The organism is Roseovarius sp. CAU 1744 (assembly GCF_039839345.1).
Classification (GTDB): Bacteria; Pseudomonadota; Alphaproteobacteria; order Rhodobacterales; family Rhodobacteraceae; genus Roseovarius.
Genome location: NZ_JBDOQV010000013.1, coordinates 1 through 21,306, shown reverse-complemented (window position 1 = coordinate 21,306; position 21,306 = coordinate 1). Strand labels below are relative to the sequence as shown.

The following is a 21,306-nucleotide window of genomic DNA, read 5'->3' as shown; positions in this document are numbered from 1 at the left end:
ATCAGCGCGTCAGGATCAGCCGGCCATCGGCAATCTGGATGCTGGAATAGCGCTGCAGATAGCTCATGCCCAACAGCGACTGATCCAGTTCACCCCTGTTCACGACGGCGACGACGCCGGTATCGCGGATCGGGCCCACCTCGATACTGTCGAGGCGCACGGGCGCCGTGCGCACCTCGCCATTGGCGGTAAAGGCGCGGCCCACATAGGCCAGATCGTCGGGGTTCAGCCCGGCGGCGCGGGCGTCTTCCTGATTGAGGACGATATCACTGGCGCCGGTATCGACCACGAAAGTAACCGGCTGGCCGTTGACCTCGGCGGTCAGGTAGTAATGCCCGTCATCCTGCCGCGGCAGCTCGATCCGGTCGCCATCGGCGGCGATCCTCTGGGTGAATTGTCCGACGGGCCGAATGTCATCCCACAGGCCATAGGCAGCGATCACGCCGACGAAGATAAGCCCCCAGATCAACGCCTGCTGAGCGACCGTGCCAAGCTTTGCGCGGTTCTGCGCGACGAACCAGAAGACAACGGCAAGCCCGAGGACAATCAGATAGATCAGATGTGCGGTGTCGAAATCCTGCATGGGGCGCCTCGGGGGGGTTAATCTGTGTCAGATATAGGGGCAGGGGGGCGGCCGCAAAAGATCATCCTCCGAACCCGAAACCCTTGATACCGTCCAGCACGAACTGTACCGCAAGCGCGGCCAGCAGCATCCCCAGCACGCGGCTCAGGACGACGATGCCGGTCTTGCCCAGAAGCCTCTCGAAGAACGAGGCCAGCAGGAAACAGAGATAAACCAGCAGCAGCACGCTCAGCATCACGCCGATCACGACGCCCAGCCCGGCCCAGCCCGGTTGCTGCCCCGCCAGAAGGATAACCGAGGTGATCGCGCCCGGCCCGGAAATCAGCGGGACCGCCAGGGGAAAGACCGAGGGATCCTCGTGGTCGTCCTCATCGGCACGATCCTTGCGGCGTTTGCTGCGGCGTTCAAACAGCATGTCCAGCGCGGTGAGAAACAGCAAGATCCCGCCCGCGATGCGGAACGCCGGCATGGAAATACCGATGAAGCCCAGCAACTGCTCGCCAAGGGCGGCGAAGGCGATCAGTATGAACGCCCCGGTCAGGCAGGCGCGCAGGGCGACCGCCCGCCGCCGCGCCTGATCCATCCCCTGCGTCAGCGCAAGGAAAATGGGCGTCATGCCGGGCGGGTCCATGATCACGAAAAGCGTGACAAAGGCAGTTATGAGAAAGGCAGTATCCATCGCGCCCGGTTCGGTTGCTGGTCGCGCCTCTTTCACCACGGATAGCGCGGTTTGCCAAGGACGAACTGCCGTTTCGGCCGGGGCACGCCCGCCCGGGACATGCCGTCAGGCGGGTCGGGCACGCGCCGCCCGGCAAGGGCGCGAAGGCGTCACTTCAACCGGTCGATGACCATCTGGGTGATGTTGATGCTGTCGCCCACCATCAGAACGACACCGGATTGCTGGTTCAGGATCAGGTCGTAGTTGAACTCTTCCTGGATCGCGGCAAAGACCGGATCGAATTGCTTCTGGATGTCCTGTAGACCCTCGCTGCGGATCTTCTGCGCTTCGCGTTGCTTGTCGTCGCTGAAACGGCGAAGCTGCAGGGTGGCGTCCTCATATTGCTTTTGCAGGTTGATCAGCTGTGTCTGATCGGTGCTGCCAACGCCGTCCGCAACCTTCTGGCGCAGCTCCTGGATGATTTTCTGCTGGGCTTCGATCTGGGCCTGCGCTTCGGCCTGGAACGCCTGAAGCTTTTCGTTCAGGGCGGACCCGGCAGCGGATTGGGCGATCACCTGCTCCATGCTGACGACGGCGATCTTGATCGGCTCGTCCTGTGCCTGTGCCTGGGCCGGTTGCGACAGCGAAGTGACCGCAAGAACGGACAGGGCAAGCGCGCTGGCTTGAATAAGGGTGCGGATCTTCATTGGGGCTCCTGTAGGGGCTGGGTGCAAAAGTATGGTTGCGGGGAACCTAGCGGTTTACATCCGGGATTCAACCTGTTCCAGTTTTTCCAGCGCCTTCATCCACAAGCCTTCGGCACGATCCAGCCCATCCATGACCTCGCTGTACTTCTTCTGCCACTTGGTGGCCTCGGCCACGTTGTCCTCGTCGTACATTGCCGGGTCGGCCAGCTTGTCGGCGATCCGGTCGCGCATCTCGTTGAGCTTCTCGACCCGCTCCTCGCATTTGCGCACTTCCTGGCGGCGGGCCAGCAGCATGTCGCGGGTCGGACGCTTGTGGGGTTTGGGTTTGGCGTCGGATCTGGCCGGTTTGTCGCTGCCCAGAAGCATCTGGCGATAGGTCTCCAGATCGCCGTCATAGGGCTTTACCGCGCCGTCTTTGACCAGCCACAGCCGGTCCGCCACGAGGCTGAGCAGATGCATGTCGTGGCTGACCAGGATAACGGCACCGGAATAGGCGGTCAGCGCCTCGACCAGCGCCTCGCGGCTTTCGATGTCGAGGTGGTTGGTGGGTTCGTCGAGGATCAGCATATGCGGTGCGTCGATCGTGGCGATCATCAGCGAAAGCCGCGCCTTCTGCCCGCCCGACAGCTTGCCCACGATCGTGTCTGCCTGCTCGGCCCCGATGCCGAACCCGCCCAGGCGCGCGCGCAGCTTCGCCGGCGCCTCGTCCGGGCGCAGGCGGCGGATATGGTCGATGGGGGTTTCGTCCACATGCAACTCGTCCACCTGATGCTGCGCGAAATAGCCCACGCGCAGCTTGGACGATTGCGTCTTGCGGCCCTGCATCAGTTCCAGCCGGTCCGACAGCAGTTTCGATAGAGTCGATTTCCCCTCGCCATTGCGGCCCAGAAGGGCGATGCGGTCATCCTGGTCGATCCTGAGATCGAGCCGCGACAGGACCGGTTTGCCGTCATAGCCCACCACGCCGTTCTCAACGCGAATGATCGGCGGCGACAGCTCCTCGGGTTCGGGGAAGGTGAAGCGCTTCAGCGCGGCCTCCTGCGGGCGGGTAATCGGCTTCATCTTTTCCAGCGCCTTCAGGCGTGACTGCGCCTGCCGCGCCTTCGAGGCCTTGTAGCGGAAGCGATCGACATAGGATTGCATGTGCGCGCGCCGCGCCTCCTGCTTTTTCGCCTCGGATTCGGCATTGGCGATCCGGGCGGCGCGGGTCTGGGCAAAGGTGTCGTAATTGCCCTGGTACAGCGTCAGCTTGCGATCCTCCAGATGCAGGATCGACCCCACGGCGCGGTTCAGCAGGCCGCGGTCATGACTGACGATCAGCACCGTATGCGGATAGCGCGACAGGTAGGATTCCAGCCACAGCGCGCCTTCGAGGTCGAGATAGTTGGTCGGCTCGTCCAGCAGCAACAGGTCGGGCTGGGCAAAAAGCACGGCGGCAAGGGCCACGCGCATCCGCCAGCCGCCGGAAAAGGCCGAACATGGCATCTGCTGTTCGGCGTCGGTGAAGCCCAGCCCCTTGAGGATCGACGCGGCGCGTGCCTCGGCAGACCAGGCGTCGATATCTGCCAGGCGGGTCTGGATCTCGGCAATGCGGGCGGCGTCCGCGGCGGTGTCGGCCTCGGCCAGCAGCCCGGCGCGTTCGGTATCCGCGGCCAGCACCGTGTCGATCAGCGACACTTCGTTGCTCGGCACCTCCTGGGCGACACCGCCGATACGGGCGCGGGCGGGCAGGGCGATTTCGCCGGTTTCCAGCGCCAGTTCACCCCGGATCAGGCGGAAAAGCGTGGTCTTGCCGGTGCCGTTGCGGCCCACGATACCCACCTTGTGCCCCTCGGGGATCGTGGCGCTGGCGTGCTCGATCAGCGGGCGGCCCGCCACCGCGTAGGATATATCATTGATGCGCAACATGGGCGCGGTGTGCCGTATTGCCGGGGCGGCGTCAATCGCGGCTTTTCAAGCGCGATTGCCCATGTTATCGGGGCCGCAATCGCGAGGGGCGGGCAGAGGGCCGGCCCCGACATCAACGGAAGAAGAGACTGACATGGCTGTCGAACGCACACTGAGCATTATCAAACCCGACGCAACCAAGCGCAACCTGACCGGCAAGATCAACGCCAAGTTCGAAGAGGCAGGCCTGCGGATCGTCGCGCAGAAGCGCATCCACCTGACCCCCGCCCAGGCAGGCGTGTTCTATGCCGTGCACAAAGAGCGTCCGTTCTACGGCGAACTGTGCGAGTTCATGGCCTCGGAGCCGGTCGTGGTGCAGGTGCTGGAAGGCGAAGGCGCGATTGCCAAGAACCGCGAAGTCATGGGCGCAACCAATCCCGCCGATGCGGCGCCGGGCACGATCCGCGCGGAATTCGCGGAATCCGTCGGCGAGAATTCGGTCCACGGGTCGGATGCGCCCGAAACCGCGGCGGTCGAGATTGCCTATTTCTTCTCGGGCCTCGAACTGGTCGGCTGAGCAGACTCGAAATTCTGTTGAAGAGGCGGCGCACGGCAGGTGTTGCCGCCTTTTTCATGGTGTCAGCTCCGTTGGCGCAACAGTCTGGGCACGGCTGGTGCGTTTGGCCAGGTTGGCCTCAAGCAGGCGCATGTTCCTGATATTCGCATTATAGGCGATGTCGAACAGATCGCCGACCAGCGGGACCGAGCCGAAGATCACGTCGATCGCCAGGTTTGCCAGCATGACAAACTGCGCGCCAGGTGTCGCGCCCAGCTGGCGCCCTTTCCAGACCAGCCAGAGGGCCGGTACCAGCGCCGCGGCGTCTCCGATCACCGGGATGAAACCCAGGATGTTGTCGATCCCGACGGTCAGCCGCGTTCCGGGGATGCGAAACAGCGCATCCAGCCGGCGTGCCACCAGTTTCAGATGCGCCAGTTCGGTGTCGATATCCTGCTGAAACGTCTCCTCCATACAGTATACATATGTATGCTGATGGAGTTGTTTTAGTGATGGTGTGTGGGAATCCGATGTCGCCGAATCAAGGAAGTAATGAATAAGGTATATGCATCAATGCACTACAGGCGTTACCTAATCCAGTCCCGCCGAATTTCCTTTCGGTCAGGTTGACGCAAATACCAGCGCCATCACTCGTCCAAAATCAATACATGCCGGTCAGATACTGGCAAAATCCGTAAAGGTAATTGGTTTTGGCTTGGGTTTATACGTTCCCGGCGGCGGTTGAACCGCCATGCTCGTCGGTTTCGTCTCGTCCTTGACGGGCGGGCTGGGAGGGGTGGCTGTTGCCATAGTTCTGCTCCAATTTTCCTGGGGCAGCTATTCAGCCAAGTCGGGCTGAACAGAGCCCATCACTAAGTACATTCGCAGACAGTGACTTAATATTGCGCCAATAGTACGGCCGAAACCAGACAAGTTTTATTACATGTTTGCAATTCGTTACGCAATTGACACAATTCCCTGATCCGGGGATCGGTGCGCTGGTGGGAATGTCGGCAGGGAATTCAGGGCGAAATTTACTTGCTCAAAGTGGCTTCGACGCGCAATTTTCCGCAATCATTGAGATCATCTCGAACATCACGGCGGCGGCGGTCAAAGCCGTGATATTGTTGGGAGAATCCTTGGTGGGCATCATGCAGACCACATCGCCGCCGATGATGTTCAGCCCGCGGGCGGCGCGCAGGATGCCAACGGCCTCGTCAATATCGAACCCCTTTTCGCCCGGCTCCAGATTCGAGACGGCAGGGGCGACGGTTGGATCCAGACAATCCAGATCAAATGTGATGTAAATCGGTCTGTCGCCTAGGGTTTCGCGTGTTTGTGCTACCACGTCGGCAAGGCCGCGTTCGCGGAATTCCTTCATGGTAACAATGTTGTAGCCATAGTCATATGACGGCTGTAGCCAGTCGAGGCTGCGGGGGTGACCGCGCAGGCCGATCTGCATCGAGCGGGTCGGATCGACCTGCCCCTGGTCGGCCAGGTAGGCCCCCCAGTGGGCCGCGGATTTTCTGGCGCCCAGGAAATGATCCACCTTGGTAAAGACATCCGTATGCGCGTCCAGATGCAGGAAGCTGACCGGTTCATTCTGCGCGAGGGTTCCACGCCCAAGCGCCTGCACGATGCCGCCGGTGATGGAATGGTCGCCGCCCACGGATACCGGCCGCGCGCCGGCCTGATCAATCGCCTTGTAGAAGTCGGTGATCTGCTGGATGCAGTGTTCGTTATCATTGGCGCGGGGAAAGGGCACGTCGCCCATATCGGAAATTTTACAGCTGTTCCAGGGGTCTATGCCGAATGCCGAATGTACGCGCCGCTGCACGGCCGAGACATGGCGCAGAGCGCGCGGGCCAAGATGCTGGTCGCGCTCGGTGGTGCCGTTGCCGGTGGAATGGGGCACGCCGACCAGCACGATGTCCTTGTTTTCCGGGCCTTCGTTGGGGCAACGGAACATGGTGGGGATGCCCCACCAGTAGAGGTTGTCCATCATGGATTTCTGATAAGGGTCGGTCATATCAGATGTTCCTCTTGGTAATAGCCGCGGGGGAATGAGTATTTACCAGAACGATGAAAGGGGCCGGTCCGGCGGTGGAAGGCCGGGCCGGTCGATGATGTGTCAGTCCTTCTGATCCTCGCGGCGGAAGGCGCCCTGGACAATGCGGTCCATCACCATCGCGAGGAAGAGGATGGCAAAGCCTCCCAGAAGGCCAGGCCCCTTGGCGGCGTATTGCAGCGCCTCGAGAATTTCCTTGCCCAAGCCCCCGCCGCCGATCAGCGAGATGATCACCACCATGGAGAGGCACATCAGGATCGTCTGGTTCACCCCGGTCATGATTGAGGGCAGGGCGAGGGGGATCTCCACATCCTTGAGCAACTGCCATTTCGACGCACCAAAGGCCACGGCGGCCTCCTTGATGCTTTCGGGCACGCCGCGCATGCCAAGCGCGGTCAGGCGGATCACCGGCGGCATCCCGAAGATGATCGTGGCCAGGATACCCGGCGGGTTTCCGGTGCCGAAAAAGGCGATGATCGGGATCAGGTAGACGAAGGCGGGCAGGGTCTGCATCAGGTCAAGGACCGGTTCGGCCGCCTTGTAGGCGCGGCGGGATTTACCAAACCAGATGCCCAGCGGAATACCGATCACCACGCAAAGGATGACCGAGGCGCCGACGAGGGCGACGGTTTCCATCGCGATCTCCCAATAGCCCAGAAGGGCCGTGTAGGCCATCGCGGCGACGGTGAAGATCGCAACGCGCGGCCCGGCGGCGCGCCAGGCGGTGACGGCGATTACCAGCATGACCACCGGCCAGGGTGAGCCGTTGAGCGCAACGGTCAAGGTATCAAGCACGACGCGAACACCGTAGACGATCCCGTCAAAGATATCGCCTCCGGCCGCGGCGGCGGCGTCGATCCGGGCCTCCATCCAGCTGGCGACCCGCGAGAACAGCGTGCCGTTGCCTTCGCCCAGAATGAGGGCCGAGGCGCGATCTTCGGGAAACTGTTCGAGCAGTGCGAGCGATTTGTTCACCGTGAACTTGTAGACGATCAGCGGACCGATAGCGGCGGCGAGGACCGCGCCCATCATCGTGTTGCGCTGCGAGCGACCGCTTTCGGTGCCGTCCGGGTCGATCCGCCATTGCGAATATTGCTTTTCGTAGGCGCGGTCGGCGTAGAAACCCTGTACCAATTTGAAGATCAGCAGCAGCAGGAATCCCGACAGCATGATGCTGAAGGCTTCGGCCTGTGCTGCCTCGGCCTGGGCTATGCTCTTGTCGGCGGCAGACTGGATGTTGGCCGCCAGCTTGTTGAACCGGTCGATATCGGCCTGTTCGGTCGCGGCGGCGGCCTTGTCCAGCAGCTCCTGTGCGCGGGCGCTCTGGCGGGCGGCACGTTCGGCCATGTCGGCGCCGGGATTTCCCCACCAGCCGCGGCCGATCTGAACCCAGGCGATGACTTCGAGGATGAGGAAGGTCCAGAACATGCCCCAGATGGCGCGGCTGGCGGCCCAGAGCGGGCCCAGCACGGCGGCCCACAGGTTGAACGTGTTGGGCAGCAGACCGGTGGCGTCGTGAATCTTGTGAAAGGCGCCGATGTAGTAGTCACCGTTCACTTGCGCGAATTCCCGGATCGAGCTGTCCAGCGCGTCGCGGTCGACCTCGATATCCGAGGCGGCGGTGACTTTGAGTTCGGTGGCGGTATCAGTCATCTTTGCCCCCCTGGATGCCGCGCAGCAGGCGCGGTTTGGTGACGATGCCCACATCCGTGCCGCTATCGGTGATGACGACGGGCTGTTCGGTAGTGACGGCAAGGTCGATGAGCTGGTCCAGATCGGCGCCGTGATCGGCGCGCGGGGCGCCGTTCAGATCGCCCTTGTGGCTCTCCAGCGGCTCCATGATCGAGTGGGCCTTGACCAGCTTGAGCTTGGAAATGCCCTGTACGAATTCGCGCACATATTCGTCCGCCGGGTTCATCACGATATCCTCGGGCGTGCCGATCTGCACGATCACGCCGTCCTTCATGATCGCGATGCGGTGGCCGATGCGGATTGCCTCATCAAGGTCATGGGTGATGAAAAGCGTGGTCTTCTTCAGCTGCGCCACCAGCGCCTTGAACTGGTCCTGCAACTGCAGGCGGATAAGCGGGTCGAGCGCCGAGAAGGGTTCGTCCATCAGCAGGATTTCCGGGTCCGAGGCCAGCGCGCGGGCGATACCGACGCGTTGCTGCATCCCGCCCGACAGTTCCTTGGGCAGGCGGTCCTCGTAGCCGGTGAGGTCGACCAGACCAAGCGCGTGATCCGACACCGCCCAGCGTTTGGATTTGGACACTTTGCGGATTTCCAGCGGGTAGGCGACGTTATCGCGGACCGAGCGGTGCGGCATCAGTGCCATGTGCTGGAACACCATGCCGATCTGCTGGGCGCGGATGCGGCGCAGCTCAGTCTCGGAAATGGCCGAGACATCCCGGCCCATGATTTCGATCTTGCCCGCCGTCGGTTCGATCAGCCGGTTCACGTGGCGCACCAGCGTGGATTTGCCCGAGCCCGAGAGGCCCATGATGCAGAAGATCTCGCCCCGCGGCACATCGAACGTGGCGCCCTGGACACCGACAACGCAGCCGAACCGGCTGAGCACTTCGGGCTTGCCGATGCCTTCCGCTTTCACGGCGGCCATGGCCTCGTCGGCGCGGGTGCCGAAAATCTTCCAGACATCCGTCAGCTTGACGACTGTTTCGGTCATTTCCATCCCCTTGATATGCCGCAGGCCGCCGGCGAAAGCGCGGCGGCCTGTCGGACTGTCATTACCGGATGGCGCGGATCACTCTGACATCCAGCCCAGAACGGCGTCTTCGTTCTCGGACACCCATTGTTCGGCGTAGGCCAGCGGCTCCGTCTTGTCGATCACCAGCGCATAGGTCATCGCCGAGACGGTGTCGGTGTCGAACTTGACGTTGGACAGCATCTTGGCCACGTCGGGATGCGATTCCTCCAGCGACTTGGCGTAATGCACGTGCAGATAGGCCAGATCCCAGGCCACCGGCGCGTCGGAGATCTCAAGCCAGTTGGGATCGTCGGTGGGCTGGGTCACGTTCCACTTCGATGCGTCGTAGGCCGGCTCTTCGAGGATCTGCATGTCATGCAGCGCAAAGACGTAATGCGGGGTATAGCAGAAGCCCGCCCAGGGATCGCCCGCCTTGATCGCGTTATCGAGATTGGCATAGGCCACGGTCTCGTCGATCTCGGTCAGTTCCATCGTCTGGTCATAGCCGTAGGACTTGGCGCGGATCTTTTCCACGTTGGTCGAGGCCCAGCCGGGCGCGCCGATCCACAGTTCGCCGGTGCCGTCGCCATTGCTGTCGAACAGTGCGGCGATGTCGGGGTTGGTCAGGTCGTCGATCGAGGTGATGCCGTGTTCATCGGCAGTCGCCTGATCCACGCACATGCCCTGGAACGCCTCGACCCCGTTGGGGTTCATGGCGACGGTGCCCTTTTCCTGCACATAGGTGTCGTGCAGGTTCTTCTGGTTGGGCATCCAGACCTCGGGGTGGACATGCATCGCGCCTGAATCCATCGCCTCGAACACGATCGGGTTGGTGCCGTTCTGAAGCTCGACTTCGAGCCCCATATTCTGTTCGATGGCCACTTTCAGGATATGCGCCGTGGCATTGACCGACGGCCAGTTCGGCACGCCAATCACGATGTCGGCGGCCATCGCGGGCGCGGCCACAGCGATGGCTGTACCGGTCATGAGGGCTGTGAGTTTCTTCATTATGGTATTCTCCCTTGTTGATGTCCCGTTTCCGGATCTTGTTTTGCGGTAGTTAAGTGTCCGACTTTTTCGTCGGTTGTTAGGACCAGATATCGCGCCATGATAAGTCCAGACTGCCGACGAAACCGGGATCAGCCGGTTGTTGCTCTCGATGCGGCCTGGCTGGCGCTGTTCCCGACCTCCCGTTGCGAGAACCGTTGCGGCGAGGTTGAGTGTTTCAAAACACACCCCCGATGAAAAGTAAAAATTTTTGCATGTATCGTGCGGCTTTTTTAGACTACCGAAAACGGGATTTCAGCTTGTCCGCAAGATGGCCGCAAACGGCGCCCGGTCAGCCCTGCTGACGCAGTCGCGCCATCAGCGGCGGAAACCAGCGCCAGTTCTTTTCGGCGGTGTCGTTCACGATCAGGTTCTTCTTGCGCAAATAAACCGGCGCCTCGGTCAGCTCGTGTAGCAGGCCCTGCGTTACCAGCGGATCGGCCAGCGCCCGCGGCAGGTAGGCCGAGCCGCCCCGCGCCAGCAGGTGTTCCAGCGCCCAGCGGCTGCTGTCAAAACTGATCCGGGCGATGCCGGTGTCATGGTAGGTCTCGCCATGCGCGCGGCGGTAATCCTCGCCATGATCGACGAAGATATAGGTTCCGGTGCCGCGGATCGGGGTGTCCGGTTTGTCGGAATACAGCGCCAGTTCCTCGGGTGGCAGGGCGTGCACGGTCTGATTGCCGCGGGTGGTGGCGTCATAGGTCAGGATCACGTCGACAAGGCCCGCGCCCAGCCATTCCTCAAGATCGCGTGCGTTGCCCTGATGGACCGAGACGGCCATTTCCGGGTCGCCGGATGTGACGCCTTCGAAGAACGCCTTGCCGGGCCCGTACCACAGCCCCGGATCGCAGCCGAAGGTACAGACCGAGCTCAGCCCATCGGGCAGGGCGGTTTCATACCGCGCCTGGCGCCAGAGCCCCGTCATCACCCGCGCGTAACGCAGAAGTTTCGCCCCCGCGGGCGTCAGCGTCGTGCCGGATTTCTGGCGGTTGAGCAGTGTCTGGCCCAGCTCTTCCTCAAGCGTTTTAAGCCGGGCCGTGACGGTGGACTGGGTCACGTTCATTTTCTGCGACGCGCGTACAAGGCTGCCGGTTTCGACGATGGCGATGAAGGTCTGAAGCGAAGTGATGTTCATTCTGGCGACTCTCAATACAAAGTTTTCGCATTTATGGCGCAAAATATTTCGTTTTCAAGAAGTGTGGGAATCTGTCAGTTTCGAACCTGCCACAAGATAACCGAGTGAAAAGACCACGGAGCGCATGACCAAGACGTATCAGATGCTGATTGACGGGGCCTGGGTGGATGCCAGCGATGGCGGCACGTTTTCCACCTTGAACCCGGCCACCGGCGCAGACTGGGCAGTGGTGCCCGAGGCGACGGCCGAGGACGTGGACCGTGCCGTGCGGGCAGCGCACCGGGCGTGCTACGAGGGGCCCTGGGCAAAGATGACGGCGACCGAGCGGGGCCATTGCCTGCGCCGCCTGGCGGACCTGCTGGCGGACCGCTCGGAGTATTTCGGCGAGGTGGAAACCCGCGACACCGGCAAGATGCTCAAGGAAACCCGCTGGCAGGCGAAATACATCGCCGAGTTCCTGCATTTCTACGCCGGTGCCGCCGACAAGGTGCATGGCGAGACGCTGCCGATCGACAAGCCCGACATGTTCGTCTTTACCGACCGAGAGCCTCTGGGCGTGGTGGCCGCGATCGTTCCCTGGAACAGCCAGATGTTCCTGACGGCGGTCAAGATCGGCCCGGCGTTGGCGGCCGGCAACACGGTGGTGCTGAAGACATCCGAGTTTGCCCCGGCGGTGATCCTGGAATTCGGGCGGCTCTTTGCCGAGGCAGGTATTCCGGATGGCGTGATCAACATCGTCACCGGCCATGCGGACCCCTGCGGCAAGGTGCTGACCAGCCACCCCCTGGTTGCGCGGATTTCCTTCACCGGCGGGCCGGTGGCGGCCCGGCACATCCTGAACAATTCGACCAGCAATTTCGCCGAGGTCTCGTTGGAGCTGGGCGGCAAGTCGCCGTTCATCGTCTTTGCCGACGCCGACATGGAAAGCGCTGTCAATGGCTCGGTCTCGGGCATTTTCGCGGCCTCGGGGCAGTCATGCGTCGCGGGCTCCCGGCTGATCGTGCACGCCGACATCGCCGATGAGTTCCTTGCCCGGATGGTGGAGATCGCGCAGAACGCCAAGATCGGCGATCCGATGCTGGAAGAAACCGAGATGGGGCCACTGTGCACCTATGGCCAGCTTGAAAATATCGAACGGCAGGTGGCGAAGGCGGTCGAAGAGGGCGGCAAGCTGCTCTGCGGCGGCAAGCGGGCCAAGGGGCAGGCAAGCGACATGTTCTACGAGCCCACGATCATCGACTGCCCCGGACCGCAGCTTGAGATCGTCGACACGGAGCTTTTCGGCCCGGTCCTCAGCGTCTTGCGCTTCAGGACCGAAGAAGAGGCCCTGGCGCTGGCCAATGATACCGAGCACGGCCTTGCGGCGGGCATTTTCACCCGCGATTCAGCGCGTGCGTTGCGGATGAGCCGCGCGGTGCGGGCCGGGATCGTCTGGGTCAATACCTACCGTGCCGTCTCGCCCATTGCGGAATTCGGCGGGATGAAGAATTCGGGCTATGGCCGCGAAAGCGGGTTCCAGGCGATGTATGACTATACGCGACCCAAGACAGTATGGATGAACACCTCGTCCGAGCCATTGGGCAGCCAGTTCGTGGCACGCTAGGAGGGTGGGTGCGATGTTTCAGTTGAGCGAAGATCTGATCGGAACGCTCGCGGGGTGCCAAGAGCCGGATGGCGGGCCGACCCTGCCGCCTGAATGTTACACCTCGGACGTGATTGCCGAGGCAGAGATCGACGCGGTGTTCCGGCGGTCCTGGATCGCGGTGGGCCGGTCCGACATGGTCAAGACGCCGGGCGATTTCATCGCGCTTGACGTGGCGGGCCAGAATATCATCCTGCTGCGCGACAGGGACGGCACATTGCGGGCCTTTGCAAACGCCTGCCGGCACCGGGCGGCACGGCTGGTCAGCGGCGCAGGAAATTGCCGGGGCCTGCGCTGCCCGTTTCATTCCTGGATGTACCATCTGGACGGGCGGCTGGCGGCAGCCCCGCGAATGGATGAGGCCACCGGATTCAGACGCGAAGATCATGGCCTGGTCCCTTATCGCGCGGCCGAACGGCTGGGCTTTGCCTTCGTCTGCCTCGACGACACTGCGCCCGACCTGGATGAACAGCTGGGCGAATGGGCCGGGTTGCATACGGGATGGCCGCTGGCGGATCTGGTCTCGGCCCGGCGGCAGAGTTTCGAGGTGGATTGCAACTGGAAAGCCTTCCTGGAGGTTTTCAACGAGTATTACCACCTGCCCTTCGTGCATCCGGATTCGATTGGAGAGGTCTATGGCGAACCCGATCCGGGTGACGCCGCCATGGGCGCCTTTGCCAGCCAGTTCGGCGCCACCGCGGGCACCGGTGGGCTTTTGCAGACCGAACAGGACAAGGCGCTGCCGCCGATGCCCGGGCTGGCGGGGCGCGCGGGCGAGGGCGTGCGGTACACCTGGGTCTTTCCGAACATGAGCTTCGCCCTCGGGCGCGACGCGCTTTGGGTCTACGAGGCCTATCCGCTGGGCGCGCATCGCTGCCTGGTGGTGCAAACCGCCTGTTTCCCGGCCGAAACCCTGGATCTGCCCGGGGCCGAGGCACGTATTGCGGCGTATTTCGACCGCCTGGATGCCGCGATCGGCGAGGATATTCCAGCGCTTGAGGATCAGCACCGGGGCTTGCGCTGCCCGGATGCGCGGCCGGGGCGGCTGCAGCCGCTGCTGGAGGTCAACCTGATCAAATTCGCACGCTGGTATGCCGACCGGATGACCGGGGCCGCACAGCGAAACGCCAGAATTTAACAAGGAGAAAGTGATGAAGTTTCAGCTTGCTATCAACCTGGAGCGCATGGACGAAGGTACGGATATGAAGGCCGTGCGCGACCATACGCTGGAAATGGTCAAAATGGCCGATGCGGCCGGGTTCGAGATTGCCTGGGCCGCCGAGCATCACGCGCTGGAGATGACGATTGCGCCCAACCCGTTCCAGATTCTGACCTGGTGGGGCGAACATGCCAAGAATATCCGCCTGGGCGTGGGCGTGGTCAATGCCGCCTATTGGCATCCGATCAACCTGGCGGGCGAGGCCGCGATGCTGGACCTGGTCAGCGACGGCCGGCTGGAATTCGGCATCGGGTCGGGCGCCTATCAGCGCGAATTCGACCGGATGAAACCGGGGCTCGATCAGAAGGACAGCTGGCGCTACATGCAGGAGATGCTGCCGGTGGTGCAGAAACTCTGGCAGGGCGATTACGCCCATGACGGCGAGTTCTGGCATTTCCCCACCGCCACCTCCTGCCCGAAACCGGTGCAGGAGAACGTGCCGGTCTGGGTCGCGGCGCGCGCGCCGATCACCTTCGACTATGCGGTCGAACATGGATGCAACATCCTCAGCTGGCCGCTGACCATGCCGTTTTCCGAGGCCGAGACCTATCGCGCGCGGCTGGATGACGCGATTGCCCGGAATGGCGGCAAATACGACGGCACCTGGGCGGTGATGCGCCATACCGCGGTGTACGAGAGCGAGAGCGACCGCAGGGATGCGATGTCTGCCATCCGCAGCGTGCTGGGACAGTTCGGCAACCTGATGATGAAGAAGGGCGAGGTCAGGAACGGCTTCCCGGACCGGGTACCGCTGGAAGAGCTGGACGGCAATGCACGGGTCGATCCCGAGATGCTGGAAGAAAACCTGATGTTCGGCAACCCCGGCCAGGTGATCGAGAAACTGAAGAAATACGAGGCGATCGGGGTCGATGCCTTCCTCTACTATGCCTCGATGGGGATGGACATGGATCAGCAGAAGCGCTCGCTTCGGCTGTTCATCGACAAGGTCATGCCGGCCTTCGCAGAACAGGAGCTGGCCGATGCCGGTTGAGATTCGCCGTACCCTGACGATCACCCAGACGACGCTGCGCGAGGGGTGGAAGAACGTGCCGATCCCGACGCAGCTGGTGGCGGCACTGGCGATTATCCGCAACCCGTGGTTCGGACGCGGCCATGTCGAGGATCTGGGCCCCGAGATCCGCGAGCAGGGGCCAGAGCTGGGCAAGTTGCTGACCGAGATGATCCTCAACGTTACCGGTGACCGGCTTGAGGGATATGGCAAGGCCTCTATCGTCGGCATGGGCGGTGAGATCGAGCACGCCCAGGCGCTGACCCATACGCTGTGGTTCGGCAACCAGTTCCGTGATGCGGTCAGTGCCAAGACCTATCTGGCCTTTACCAATACCCGCGGGGCGGCGGGCACATCGCTGATGATCCCGCTGATGGACAAGGATGATGGCGGGCGGCGCTCGCATTACCAGACCATCCATACCTGCGTGCCCGACGCGCCCGCCGAGGATGAGATCATCGTGGCGCTTGGTGCGTCCGTGGGCGGGCACCCCAATCACCGGATCGGCGACCGCTATACCGACCTGCGCGAAATGGGTCACGACGTCGACAATCCGGCGGGGGTCTGAGATGCCTGTCAGCACGGCGGGCACGGCCTATGATCTGGCGGGACCCGAGGGCGCGCCGGTGGTGGCGCTGATCCACGGGTTGGGGCTGACGCGGGCCGCGACCTGGCGCGCGATGATCCCGATGCTGGCCACAAGGTTCCGGGTGCTGAGCTATGACCTCTGCGGTCATGGCGACACCGCCTTGCCGCAGGACGATCCCAGCCTGACGGTGCTGAGCGAACAGCTGGTCGCGCTGCTGGACGAATTGGCGATCGACAAGGCCGCGCTGGTTGGCTTTTCGCTGGGCGGCATGATCAACCGCCGCTGCGCGATGGATCATCCGGACAGGGTCTCGGCGCTGTGCATCCTAAATTCGCCGCATGAGCGCGGCGCGGACCAGCAAAGGCTGGTCGAGGAACGTGCGCGCGACACGTCGGCGGGCGGGCCGGGGGCCACGATCGAAGCGACCTTGGCGCGGTGGTTCACCGAGGAGTTCCGGCAGGCGCACCCGGAGGTGCTGGACGAGGTGCGCGCGGTGGTGATGGCCAATGACCACGAGAATTACGCCAGGCACCGGTTCGTGCTGGCCGCCGGGGTCGTGGAGCTGATCCGCCCGGTGCCACCCATCAGCCATCCGGCGCTGGTGATCACCTGCGAGAATGACAGCGGATCGACCCCGGCGATGAGTCACGCAATCGCGTCGGAAATCCAGGGCGCGGAGGTAATCATCCTGCCCGCGTTGCAGCATATGGGGCTGGTCGAGCGCCCCGAGTTATTTGCCGAACCGGTCAGGGCGTTCCTGGGCCGGGTGCTTTAGGTGCAAGGGCCGCGGACCCGTCAGGGCACGCGCGACAGAGATGGGAAATGCGACATGAAAACCATGACAGGCGGGCAGGCGGCGGTCGAGGCGATCCGGGCAGAGGGTACAACCCATGTGTTCGGCCTGATCGGCTCGGCCACGATGGAGATGTTCGACGCGCTCTACGACGCTGACGACATCCGGTTCATCGGCGTGCATGACGAGCGCACCGGCACCCACATGGCCGACGGGTTTGCCCGGATGAGCGGTCAGGCGGGGGTGATCCTTGCCGGTCAGAACGGGCCGGGGGCGACCAACCTTGTCACGGGGCTGGCGCAGGCCAAGGCTGCCTATTCACCGGTGGTCAGCATCGCAGGCGCACTTGCCAGCGGACACCGGTATCGCGACGCGTTCCAGGAGGTCGATCAGGATGCACTGTTCAAGCCGGTCACGAAAAAGACCTGGACCGCGACCAGCGCCGAGCGCGTGCCCGAGATGCTGCGCGAGGCCTATCGCGAGGCGCTGGCCCCGCGGTGCGGGCCGGTGCAGCTGAACCTGCCGCGCGACGTGTTGTCGGCCCAGGCCGACTTTGGCGCGTTTCAGACCCCCGCCCAGTACCGCCCCTTTGCGGCGCCCGGCGGCGCCCCCGGGGCGATCGAGGCGGCGGCCAAGCTGCTGGCGGGCGCCAGCCGCCCGGTGATCATCGCCGGGGGCGGGATCAAGAATACCGGCGGGGCGGCGCAATGCCTGCACCTGGCCGAGGCGCTCAACTGCCCGGTTGTCACCTCGCCGGGGCATGGCGACGCGGTGCCTTTCGGCCATCCGCTGAACGCCGGGCAGATGGGCCCGCGCGGCAATATCGTGGCCTCGCGGCTGGTCAAGGAGGCCGATGTGATCCTGGGGCTGGGCACGCGGATCGGCTTCAATTCTACCTTCTATAGCTATGATAACATTAACAAAGACGCTAAGATCATCCATGTAGAGCTGGAACCGACGGCAATCGGCCGCTATTTCCCGGCCGAGATTGGCATCATGGGCGACGCGCCCACCGTCGCCACGCAGCTGCGCGAGGCGCTGAGCCGGATCAACATCCGGGGCGCCGCCGATGAATGGCTGATCGGTTTTCAGGCCGAGCGCGAAGCCTATCTGGCGAAACGCGACGCCGAGGCGCAGGTTGACGCCATGCCGATCCATCCGTCGGGCCTGTTCAAGACATTGCGTGATGTGATGCCCCGCGATGCCGCCGTGACGATGGATGCGGGAACCTTGTGCCTTCAGGCCACGGACGCGCTGAATTACTGGCAGCCGAAATCGCTGTTCACCCCGCTTGATTTCGGGCTGGTCGGCTTCTCCTTCGCCTGTGGTCTGGGGCTGAAACTGGCCGCGCCGGAACGCCCGGTCATCTCTCTGATGGGCGATGGCGGGTTCGGGATGACGGTGTCGGAACTCTCAACGGCGGTGGATTGCGGGATCAACACCGTGACCGTGGTGATGAACAACCGCTGCTGGGGTGCCGAGAAAGCCTATCAGCGCGATTTCTTCGGCGAGCGTTATATCGGCGCGGATATCTCCAGCCCGCCCTTCGACAAGCTGGCGGAACTTTACGGCGCCAAGGGCTACAAGGCCACGACGCTGGATGAAATGGCTCAGGCGATCGAGGATGCGCTGGAATGCGGCAAACCTGCCGTTATCGACACGGACGTGGACCCCGCGGCGCTCTACTCTTTCCGAAGGGACAGTTTCAAACACCGGGGAGGATGAGGCAATGAAAGCCCAGAGGATTACACCGGCGATCGGGGCCGAGATTACCGGCGTGGACCTGAGCCGGCCAGTGCCGGAGCACGTGTCGGACGCGCTCTACGCGGCGCTGCTGGAGCACCAGGTGATCTTTCTGCGCGATACCCGGATCACGCCACGGGCGCATATGGCGCTGGCGCAAAGCTTTGGCGAGATTGACGAACCGCATCCGCTTTATCCGCATGTCGACGGGTTCGAGCGGATCGTGAAGCTCGAAAACGACAGCGGCGCGCCGCCGGACACCAACAGCTGGCATACCGATCTGACCTTCAAGGCGGTGCAGCCTTTCGCCTCGATCCTCGTCGCGCGTGTGGTGCCCGAAGTGGGCGGCGACACGATGTGGTCCAGCAATTACGCGGCCTATGACCGGCTGCCCGAGGGGATGAAAGCGGATCTTGAAGGGTTGGAAGCGGTGCATGACCTGGGCGATTTCCGCAATTCCTTCGCGGGCAAGGAAAAGCTGGACAGCGCCGTGGCGCGCTTCGGCCACATGGTGCGGCCCCTGATCGGCACGCATCCGGTCACGGGCCGAAAATTCCTGAACTATAACGAAGCGTTCGTGACCCATATCCTGGGGCTGACGACAAACGAGTCGAACAGCCTCAGGGTCTGGCTGGCCAATCACATGAACCGGCCCGAGGATCAGGTGCGCTGGCGCTGGAAGGCGGGCGATCTGGCGATGTGGGACAACCGCTGCACCATGCATTACGCGGTGGCCGATTACCTGCCGGCCTACCGCTGCATGAACCGGATCACCGTGGTGCGGGATCGTCGCGACGGCACTGGAATGCAAGAGGCATCATGACAGACGAAAAATATCCCGCGACCAAGGCGCAGCGCGAGACCCAGGACTGGAACCCGATGTGGGACATGCTGGCCGAGATGGACCCGGATTACCTGGAGGCGTTTCTGGCGTTTCGCGCGGTGCCGCAAAAACAGGGGCCATTGCCGCAGAAGACCAAAGAGCTTATCTTTATCGCGATCAATGCGGCGACAACGCATCTTTGGGCGCCCGGCGTGCGCCGGCATATCCAGAACGCGCTGCGCGAGGGGGCCACCAAGGCGGAGATCCTCGAAGTGATCCAGCTGACCTCGATCATGGGTATTCATTCCATGGCGCTGGCCGCGCCGATCCTGAATGAAGAATGCGAGAAAGCCGGCCTGTGACCGGACCCTGTTTTACATCGCTTCGGCAAGGGGTTACTTTGGCCTGACGGCCGCGGCTGGCCGGATACGGGAAAGAATTTATGGCCAGTGGCAAGCTCAGTCAGGATCCGCACAAGGTTGGGGATACGCGTGAAAAGAACCTGGAGGTGGCGATTGGCCGCGAGGTGCGCGATTTCCGCCGTCAGCGCAGCATGACCGTGGCCGATCTGGCCGAGGCGACGGGCCTGTCCGTGGGAATGCTGTCCAAGATCGAGAATGGCGTGACCTCGGCCTCGCTGACCACCCTGCAGGCGCTGTCGGCGGCGCTGAGCGTGCCGGTGACATCCTTCTTTCGCCGTTTTGAGGAGCGCCGCGAGGCGGTGCACGTCAAGGCGGGCGATGCGGTCGAGACGGAGCGGGCTGGCACACGGGCAGGGCACCAATACAACCTGCTGGGTCATCTTGGGGCGAACAGCAGCGGCGTGGTGGTGGAGCCCTATCTGATCACCCTGACCGAGCAATCCGACACCTTCCCGACCTTCCAGCACGAGGGTATCGAACTGCTCTACATGCTGGAGGGTGAAGTTGGCTATCGCTATGGCGAGCAAAGCTTTCACCTGCGCCCCGGCGACAGCCTGTTTTTCGACGCTGACGCGCCGCACGGGCCGGACCAGCTGATCAAACTGCCGGCGCGCTACCTGTCGGTGATTTCTTATCCTCAGTCCAGTCATTAGGGGTATTCGCAGAGCAAATTTGACCAAAGGCCGTTTTGCGGACTAAGCGGTCGTTGAATTCTCACTCCTGTACGAGCTCGTTGAATACAAAGTTGGCGATTTCCACCCCCTCCGCTTCGAGGTCGAATTCGCAGACTCCATTTGCATCCTTTGTGCATTTTGGAGTCCAAACTGCCACAAGCACCTTTGAAATAGAAAAAGCCGCGCGACAGTACTTTTGACCTTCGGCACATGCCATTTTTGCAGTGTCCGACAAAGGCTCCAGCGTATCTAGCAGGTCGCCAACCGTGGTATCTTTCATTCCCGTCCAAGAATGATGCCTGAATATTTCCATGCCATAACCAATCACCAAGAATAAGTCGTTTGGAAGGTGCTTTAGCTCCTTTCGCAACTGGTTCGAACAAGCTTTTTGGCTCCATTTTTTCGTGAGTTTTGGGCAAATCTCGCGGGAAATACGATACTCACCGTAACTTCCGTAGGAACCAAAATTCAATTCTAAAGCAGATACTTCCACAGGCGTTTTAGGATTGGACGCGATTTCGTGCGCTGCCTTCTTATATTCTTGTGTTTCAAACCACCTTGGAGTCCCAAACGCCGAACTGCTGCGGAACCTGGGAAGAGGGTTTTGGTTGTCTGGCGGCACGTACAATCTTTTAATAGACACTGCGGGAACCGAAACAACCACGTTGCCCAAACTAAAAAATAGGTTGGTCGAGAGGAAATCAGGGTCAGGTAAATCCTCATCTTCTTCAAGGGCATTGCCGCTTGACCAAAGCGCTAGAAGAAAACAGACTAAGCCGATAGAAATAACGACTTTGGCTTTCGGCAAAAATTGATATCTCTCCATGAAGGGCACAATTATATCTTTGATATGCAAAACCAAGTTAGAATTTGTGCAGAAATCCGTTAGAATGTGATGAGTAGTTCAAAGGTCGGCTTTGGGCTGATTTTGTTGAAAAACTCTTCCTTGATTGGTGCATGAACTGCTGATTCAATTCTCTCAACGAGCGGGAGAATGAGCCATGATGGGACCGAAGCAGGAAGCGCAGGCGGCGCTGTTCTATGAGT

21 protein-coding genes are annotated in these 21,306 nt (G+C 62.1%); 10 read left to right on the top strand and 11 right to left on the bottom strand.

Annotation, left to right across the window (positions count from 1 at the left end; all coding sequences use genetic code 11):
• Window position 1 precedes the first annotated feature (1 nt).
• The 4 genes from AAFO92_RS21720 to AAFO92_RS21705 form a co-directional block, all read right to left on the bottom strand.
• Entirely contained in the window at window positions 2-583 is a 582-nt protein-coding gene (locus AAFO92_RS21720) for a TIGR02281 family clan AA aspartic protease (protein WP_347538900.1), read from the bottom strand.
• Between the two features lie 61 nt (window positions 584-644).
• On the bottom strand, window positions 645-1,262 hold the full coding sequence (locus tag AAFO92_RS21715; RefSeq protein ID WP_347538898.1) for a MarC family protein: 618 nt from the start codon (window positions 1,260-1,262) through the stop codon (window positions 645-647).
• A 149-nt stretch (window positions 1,263-1,411) separates the two neighbouring features.
• Window positions 1,412-1,948, bottom strand: coding sequence for an OmpH family outer membrane protein (locus AAFO92_RS21710; RefSeq protein WP_347538896.1), 537 nt, complete (start codon window positions 1,946-1,948; stop codon window positions 1,412-1,414).
• 54 nt (window positions 1,949-2,002) lie between these two features.
• Window positions 2,003-3,856, bottom strand: a complete 1,854-nt coding sequence (locus AAFO92_RS21705) for an ABC-F family ATP-binding cassette domain-containing protein (protein WP_347538894.1) — start codon at window positions 3,854-3,856, stop codon at window positions 2,003-2,005.
• A gap of 133 nt (window positions 3,857-3,989) precedes the next feature.
• On the opposite strand from AAFO92_RS21705, the gene ndk reads away from it, so the two are divergent.
• On the top strand, window positions 3,990-4,412 hold the full coding sequence (ndk, locus tag AAFO92_RS21700; protein WP_347538892.1) for a nucleoside-diphosphate kinase: 423 nt from the start codon (window positions 3,990-3,992) through the stop codon (window positions 4,410-4,412).
• 54 nt (window positions 4,413-4,466) lie between these two features.
• On the opposite strand, the gene AAFO92_RS21695 is transcribed toward ndk, so the two are convergent.
• The 6 genes from AAFO92_RS21695 to AAFO92_RS21670 all read right to left on the bottom strand — a co-directional run bounded on the left by AAFO92_RS21695 (window position 4,467) and on the right by AAFO92_RS21670 (window position 11,345).
• Complete coding sequence (locus tag AAFO92_RS21695) at window positions 4,467-4,865, bottom strand: DUF4112 domain-containing protein (RefSeq protein ID WP_347538890.1); 399 nt, start codon at window positions 4,863-4,865, stop codon at window positions 4,467-4,469.
• Window positions 4,866-5,433: 568 nt separating this feature from the next.
• Window positions 5,434-6,420, bottom strand: a complete 987-nt coding sequence (locus tag AAFO92_RS21690; protein WP_347538888.1) for an arginase family protein — start codon at window positions 6,418-6,420, stop codon at window positions 5,434-5,436.
• A gap of 102 nt (window positions 6,421-6,522) precedes the next feature.
• A complete protein-coding gene (locus tag AAFO92_RS21685) occupies window positions 6,523-8,112 on the bottom strand; it encodes an ABC transporter permease subunit (protein ID WP_347538886.1) in 1,590 nt (529 codons plus the stop codon).
• Window positions 8,105-9,142, bottom strand: a complete 1,038-nt coding sequence (locus AAFO92_RS21680) for a glycine betaine/L-proline ABC transporter ATP-binding protein (protein ID WP_347538884.1) — start codon at window positions 9,140-9,142, stop codon at window positions 8,105-8,107. Before AAFO92_RS21680 ends, AAFO92_RS21685 begins: the two co-directional genes overlap by 8 nt.
• A 78-nt stretch (window positions 9,143-9,220) precedes the next feature.
• The gene (locus AAFO92_RS21675) at window positions 9,221-10,171 is read right to left on the bottom strand and encodes a glycine betaine ABC transporter substrate-binding protein (RefSeq protein ID WP_347538882.1); all 951 of its coding nucleotides are present in this window, start codon (window positions 10,169-10,171) and stop codon (window positions 9,221-9,223) included.
• A gap of 331 nt (window positions 10,172-10,502) precedes the next feature.
• Complete coding sequence (locus tag AAFO92_RS21670; RefSeq protein ID WP_347538880.1) at window positions 10,503-11,345, bottom strand: LysR family transcriptional regulator; 843 nt, start codon at window positions 11,343-11,345, stop codon at window positions 10,503-10,505.
• A 124-nt stretch (window positions 11,346-11,469) separates the two neighbouring features.
• Between AAFO92_RS21670 and AAFO92_RS21665 the strand changes: the two genes are divergently transcribed.
• The 9 genes from AAFO92_RS21665 to AAFO92_RS21625 all read left to right on the top strand — a co-directional run bounded on the left by AAFO92_RS21665 (window position 11,470) and on the right by AAFO92_RS21625 (window position 20,238).
• Window positions 11,470-12,948 carry an aldehyde dehydrogenase gene (locus AAFO92_RS21665; protein ID WP_347538878.1) on the top strand — a complete coding sequence of 493 codons (1,479 nt, stop codon included), beginning with the start codon at window positions 11,470-11,472 and terminating at the stop codon, window positions 12,946-12,948.
• Between the two features lie 13 nt (window positions 12,949-12,961).
• On the top strand, window positions 12,962-14,125 hold the full coding sequence (locus AAFO92_RS21660) for an aromatic ring-hydroxylating dioxygenase subunit alpha (protein ID WP_347538876.1): 1,164 nt from the start codon (window positions 12,962-12,964) through the stop codon (window positions 14,123-14,125).
• A 13-nt stretch (window positions 14,126-14,138) separates the two neighbouring features.
• On the top strand, window positions 14,139-15,197 hold the full coding sequence (locus AAFO92_RS21655; RefSeq protein ID WP_347538874.1) for an LLM class flavin-dependent oxidoreductase: 1,059 nt from the start codon (window positions 14,139-14,141) through the stop codon (window positions 15,195-15,197).
• A complete protein-coding gene (locus AAFO92_RS21650) occupies window positions 15,187-15,783 on the top strand; it encodes an amino acid synthesis family protein (RefSeq protein ID WP_347538872.1) in 597 nt (198 codons plus the stop codon). The genes AAFO92_RS21655 and AAFO92_RS21650 overlap by 11 nt, the downstream gene beginning before the upstream one ends.
• Before the next feature lies 1 nt (window position 15,784).
• The gene (locus AAFO92_RS21645) at window positions 15,785-16,579 is read left to right on the top strand and encodes an alpha/beta hydrolase (protein WP_347538870.1); all 795 of its coding nucleotides are present in this window, start codon (window positions 15,785-15,787) and stop codon (window positions 16,577-16,579) included.
• Window positions 16,580-16,633: 54 nt separating this feature from the next.
• Window positions 16,634-18,322 carry a thiamine pyrophosphate-binding protein gene (locus AAFO92_RS21640; RefSeq protein WP_347538868.1) on the top strand — a complete coding sequence of 563 codons (1,689 nt, stop codon included), beginning with the start codon at window positions 16,634-16,636 and terminating at the stop codon, window positions 18,320-18,322.
• A 4-nt stretch (window positions 18,323-18,326) separates the two neighbouring features.
• On the top strand, window positions 18,327-19,163 hold the full coding sequence (locus AAFO92_RS21635; RefSeq protein ID WP_347538866.1) for a TauD/TfdA family dioxygenase: 837 nt from the start codon (window positions 18,327-18,329) through the stop codon (window positions 19,161-19,163).
• The gene (locus AAFO92_RS21630) at window positions 19,160-19,525 is read left to right on the top strand and encodes a carboxymuconolactone decarboxylase family protein (protein WP_347538864.1); all 366 of its coding nucleotides are present in this window, start codon (window positions 19,160-19,162) and stop codon (window positions 19,523-19,525) included. The genes AAFO92_RS21635 and AAFO92_RS21630 overlap by 4 nt, the downstream gene beginning before the upstream one ends.
• A gap of 80 nt (window positions 19,526-19,605) precedes the next feature.
• Window positions 19,606-20,238, top strand: coding sequence for an XRE family transcriptional regulator (locus tag AAFO92_RS21625; RefSeq protein ID WP_347538862.1), 633 nt, complete (start codon window positions 19,606-19,608; stop codon window positions 20,236-20,238).
• A 61-nt stretch (window positions 20,239-20,299) separates the two neighbouring features.
• On the opposite strand, the gene AAFO92_RS21620 is transcribed toward AAFO92_RS21625, so the two are convergent.
• Complete coding sequence (locus AAFO92_RS21620; protein ID WP_347538860.1) at window positions 20,300-21,085, bottom strand: hypothetical protein; 786 nt, start codon at window positions 21,083-21,085, stop codon at window positions 20,300-20,302.
• Window positions 21,086-21,306 lie beyond the last annotated feature (221 nt).

What these genes read in the sequence shown, in the direction of transcription:
- AAFO92_RS21720 (WP_347538900.1), bottom strand. Translation starts at nt 583, where the DNA reads ATGCAGGATTTCGACACCGCACATCTGATCTATCTGATTGTCCTCGGG.
- AAFO92_RS21715 (WP_347538898.1), bottom strand. Translation starts at nt 1,262, where the DNA reads ATGGATACTGCCTTTCTCATAACTGCCTTTGTCACGCTTTTCGTGATC.
- AAFO92_RS21710 (WP_347538896.1), bottom strand. Translation starts at nt 1,948, where the DNA reads ATGAAGATCCGCACCCTTATTCAAGCCAGCGCGCTTGCCCTGTCCGTT.
- AAFO92_RS21705 (WP_347538894.1), bottom strand. Translation starts at nt 3,856, where the DNA reads ATGTTGCGCATCAATGATATATCCTACGCGGTGGCGGGCCGCCCGCTG.
- ndk (WP_347538892.1), top strand. Translation starts at nt 3,990, where the DNA reads ATGGCTGTCGAACGCACACTGAGCATTATCAAACCCGACGCAACCAAG.
- AAFO92_RS21695 (WP_347538890.1), bottom strand. Translation starts at nt 4,865, where the DNA reads ATGGAGGAGACGTTTCAGCAGGATATCGACACCGAACTGGCGCATCTG.
- AAFO92_RS21690 (WP_347538888.1), bottom strand. Translation starts at nt 6,420, where the DNA reads ATGACCGACCCTTATCAGAAATCCATGATGGACAACCTCTACTGGTGG.
- AAFO92_RS21685 (WP_347538886.1), bottom strand. Translation starts at nt 8,112, where the DNA reads ATGACTGATACCGCCACCGAACTCAAAGTCACCGCCGCCTCGGATATC.
- AAFO92_RS21680 (WP_347538884.1), bottom strand. Translation starts at nt 9,142, where the DNA reads ATGACCGAAACAGTCGTCAAGCTGACGGATGTCTGGAAGATTTTCGGC.
- AAFO92_RS21675 (WP_347538882.1), bottom strand. Translation starts at nt 10,171, where the DNA reads ATGAAGAAACTCACAGCCCTCATGACCGGTACAGCCATCGCTGTGGCC.
- AAFO92_RS21670 (WP_347538880.1), bottom strand. Translation starts at nt 11,345, where the DNA reads ATGAACATCACTTCGCTTCAGACCTTCATCGCCATCGTCGAAACCGGC.
- AAFO92_RS21665 (WP_347538878.1), top strand. Translation starts at nt 11,470, where the DNA reads ATGACCAAGACGTATCAGATGCTGATTGACGGGGCCTGGGTGGATGCC.
- AAFO92_RS21660 (WP_347538876.1), top strand. Translation starts at nt 12,962, where the DNA reads ATGTTTCAGTTGAGCGAAGATCTGATCGGAACGCTCGCGGGGTGCCAA.
- AAFO92_RS21655 (WP_347538874.1), top strand. Translation starts at nt 14,139, where the DNA reads ATGAAGTTTCAGCTTGCTATCAACCTGGAGCGCATGGACGAAGGTACG.
- AAFO92_RS21650 (WP_347538872.1), top strand. Translation starts at nt 15,187, where the DNA reads ATGCCGGTTGAGATTCGCCGTACCCTGACGATCACCCAGACGACGCTG.
- AAFO92_RS21645 (WP_347538870.1), top strand. Translation starts at nt 15,785, where the DNA reads ATGCCTGTCAGCACGGCGGGCACGGCCTATGATCTGGCGGGACCCGAG.
- AAFO92_RS21640 (WP_347538868.1), top strand. Translation starts at nt 16,634, where the DNA reads ATGAAAACCATGACAGGCGGGCAGGCGGCGGTCGAGGCGATCCGGGCA.
- AAFO92_RS21635 (WP_347538866.1), top strand. Translation starts at nt 18,327, where the DNA reads ATGAAAGCCCAGAGGATTACACCGGCGATCGGGGCCGAGATTACCGGC.
- AAFO92_RS21630 (WP_347538864.1), top strand. Translation starts at nt 19,160, where the DNA reads ATGACAGACGAAAAATATCCCGCGACCAAGGCGCAGCGCGAGACCCAG.
- AAFO92_RS21625 (WP_347538862.1), top strand. Translation starts at nt 19,606, where the DNA reads ATGGCCAGTGGCAAGCTCAGTCAGGATCCGCACAAGGTTGGGGATACG.
- AAFO92_RS21620 (WP_347538860.1), bottom strand. Translation starts at nt 21,085, where the DNA reads ATGGAGAGATATCAATTTTTGCCGAAAGCCAAAGTCGTTATTTCTATC.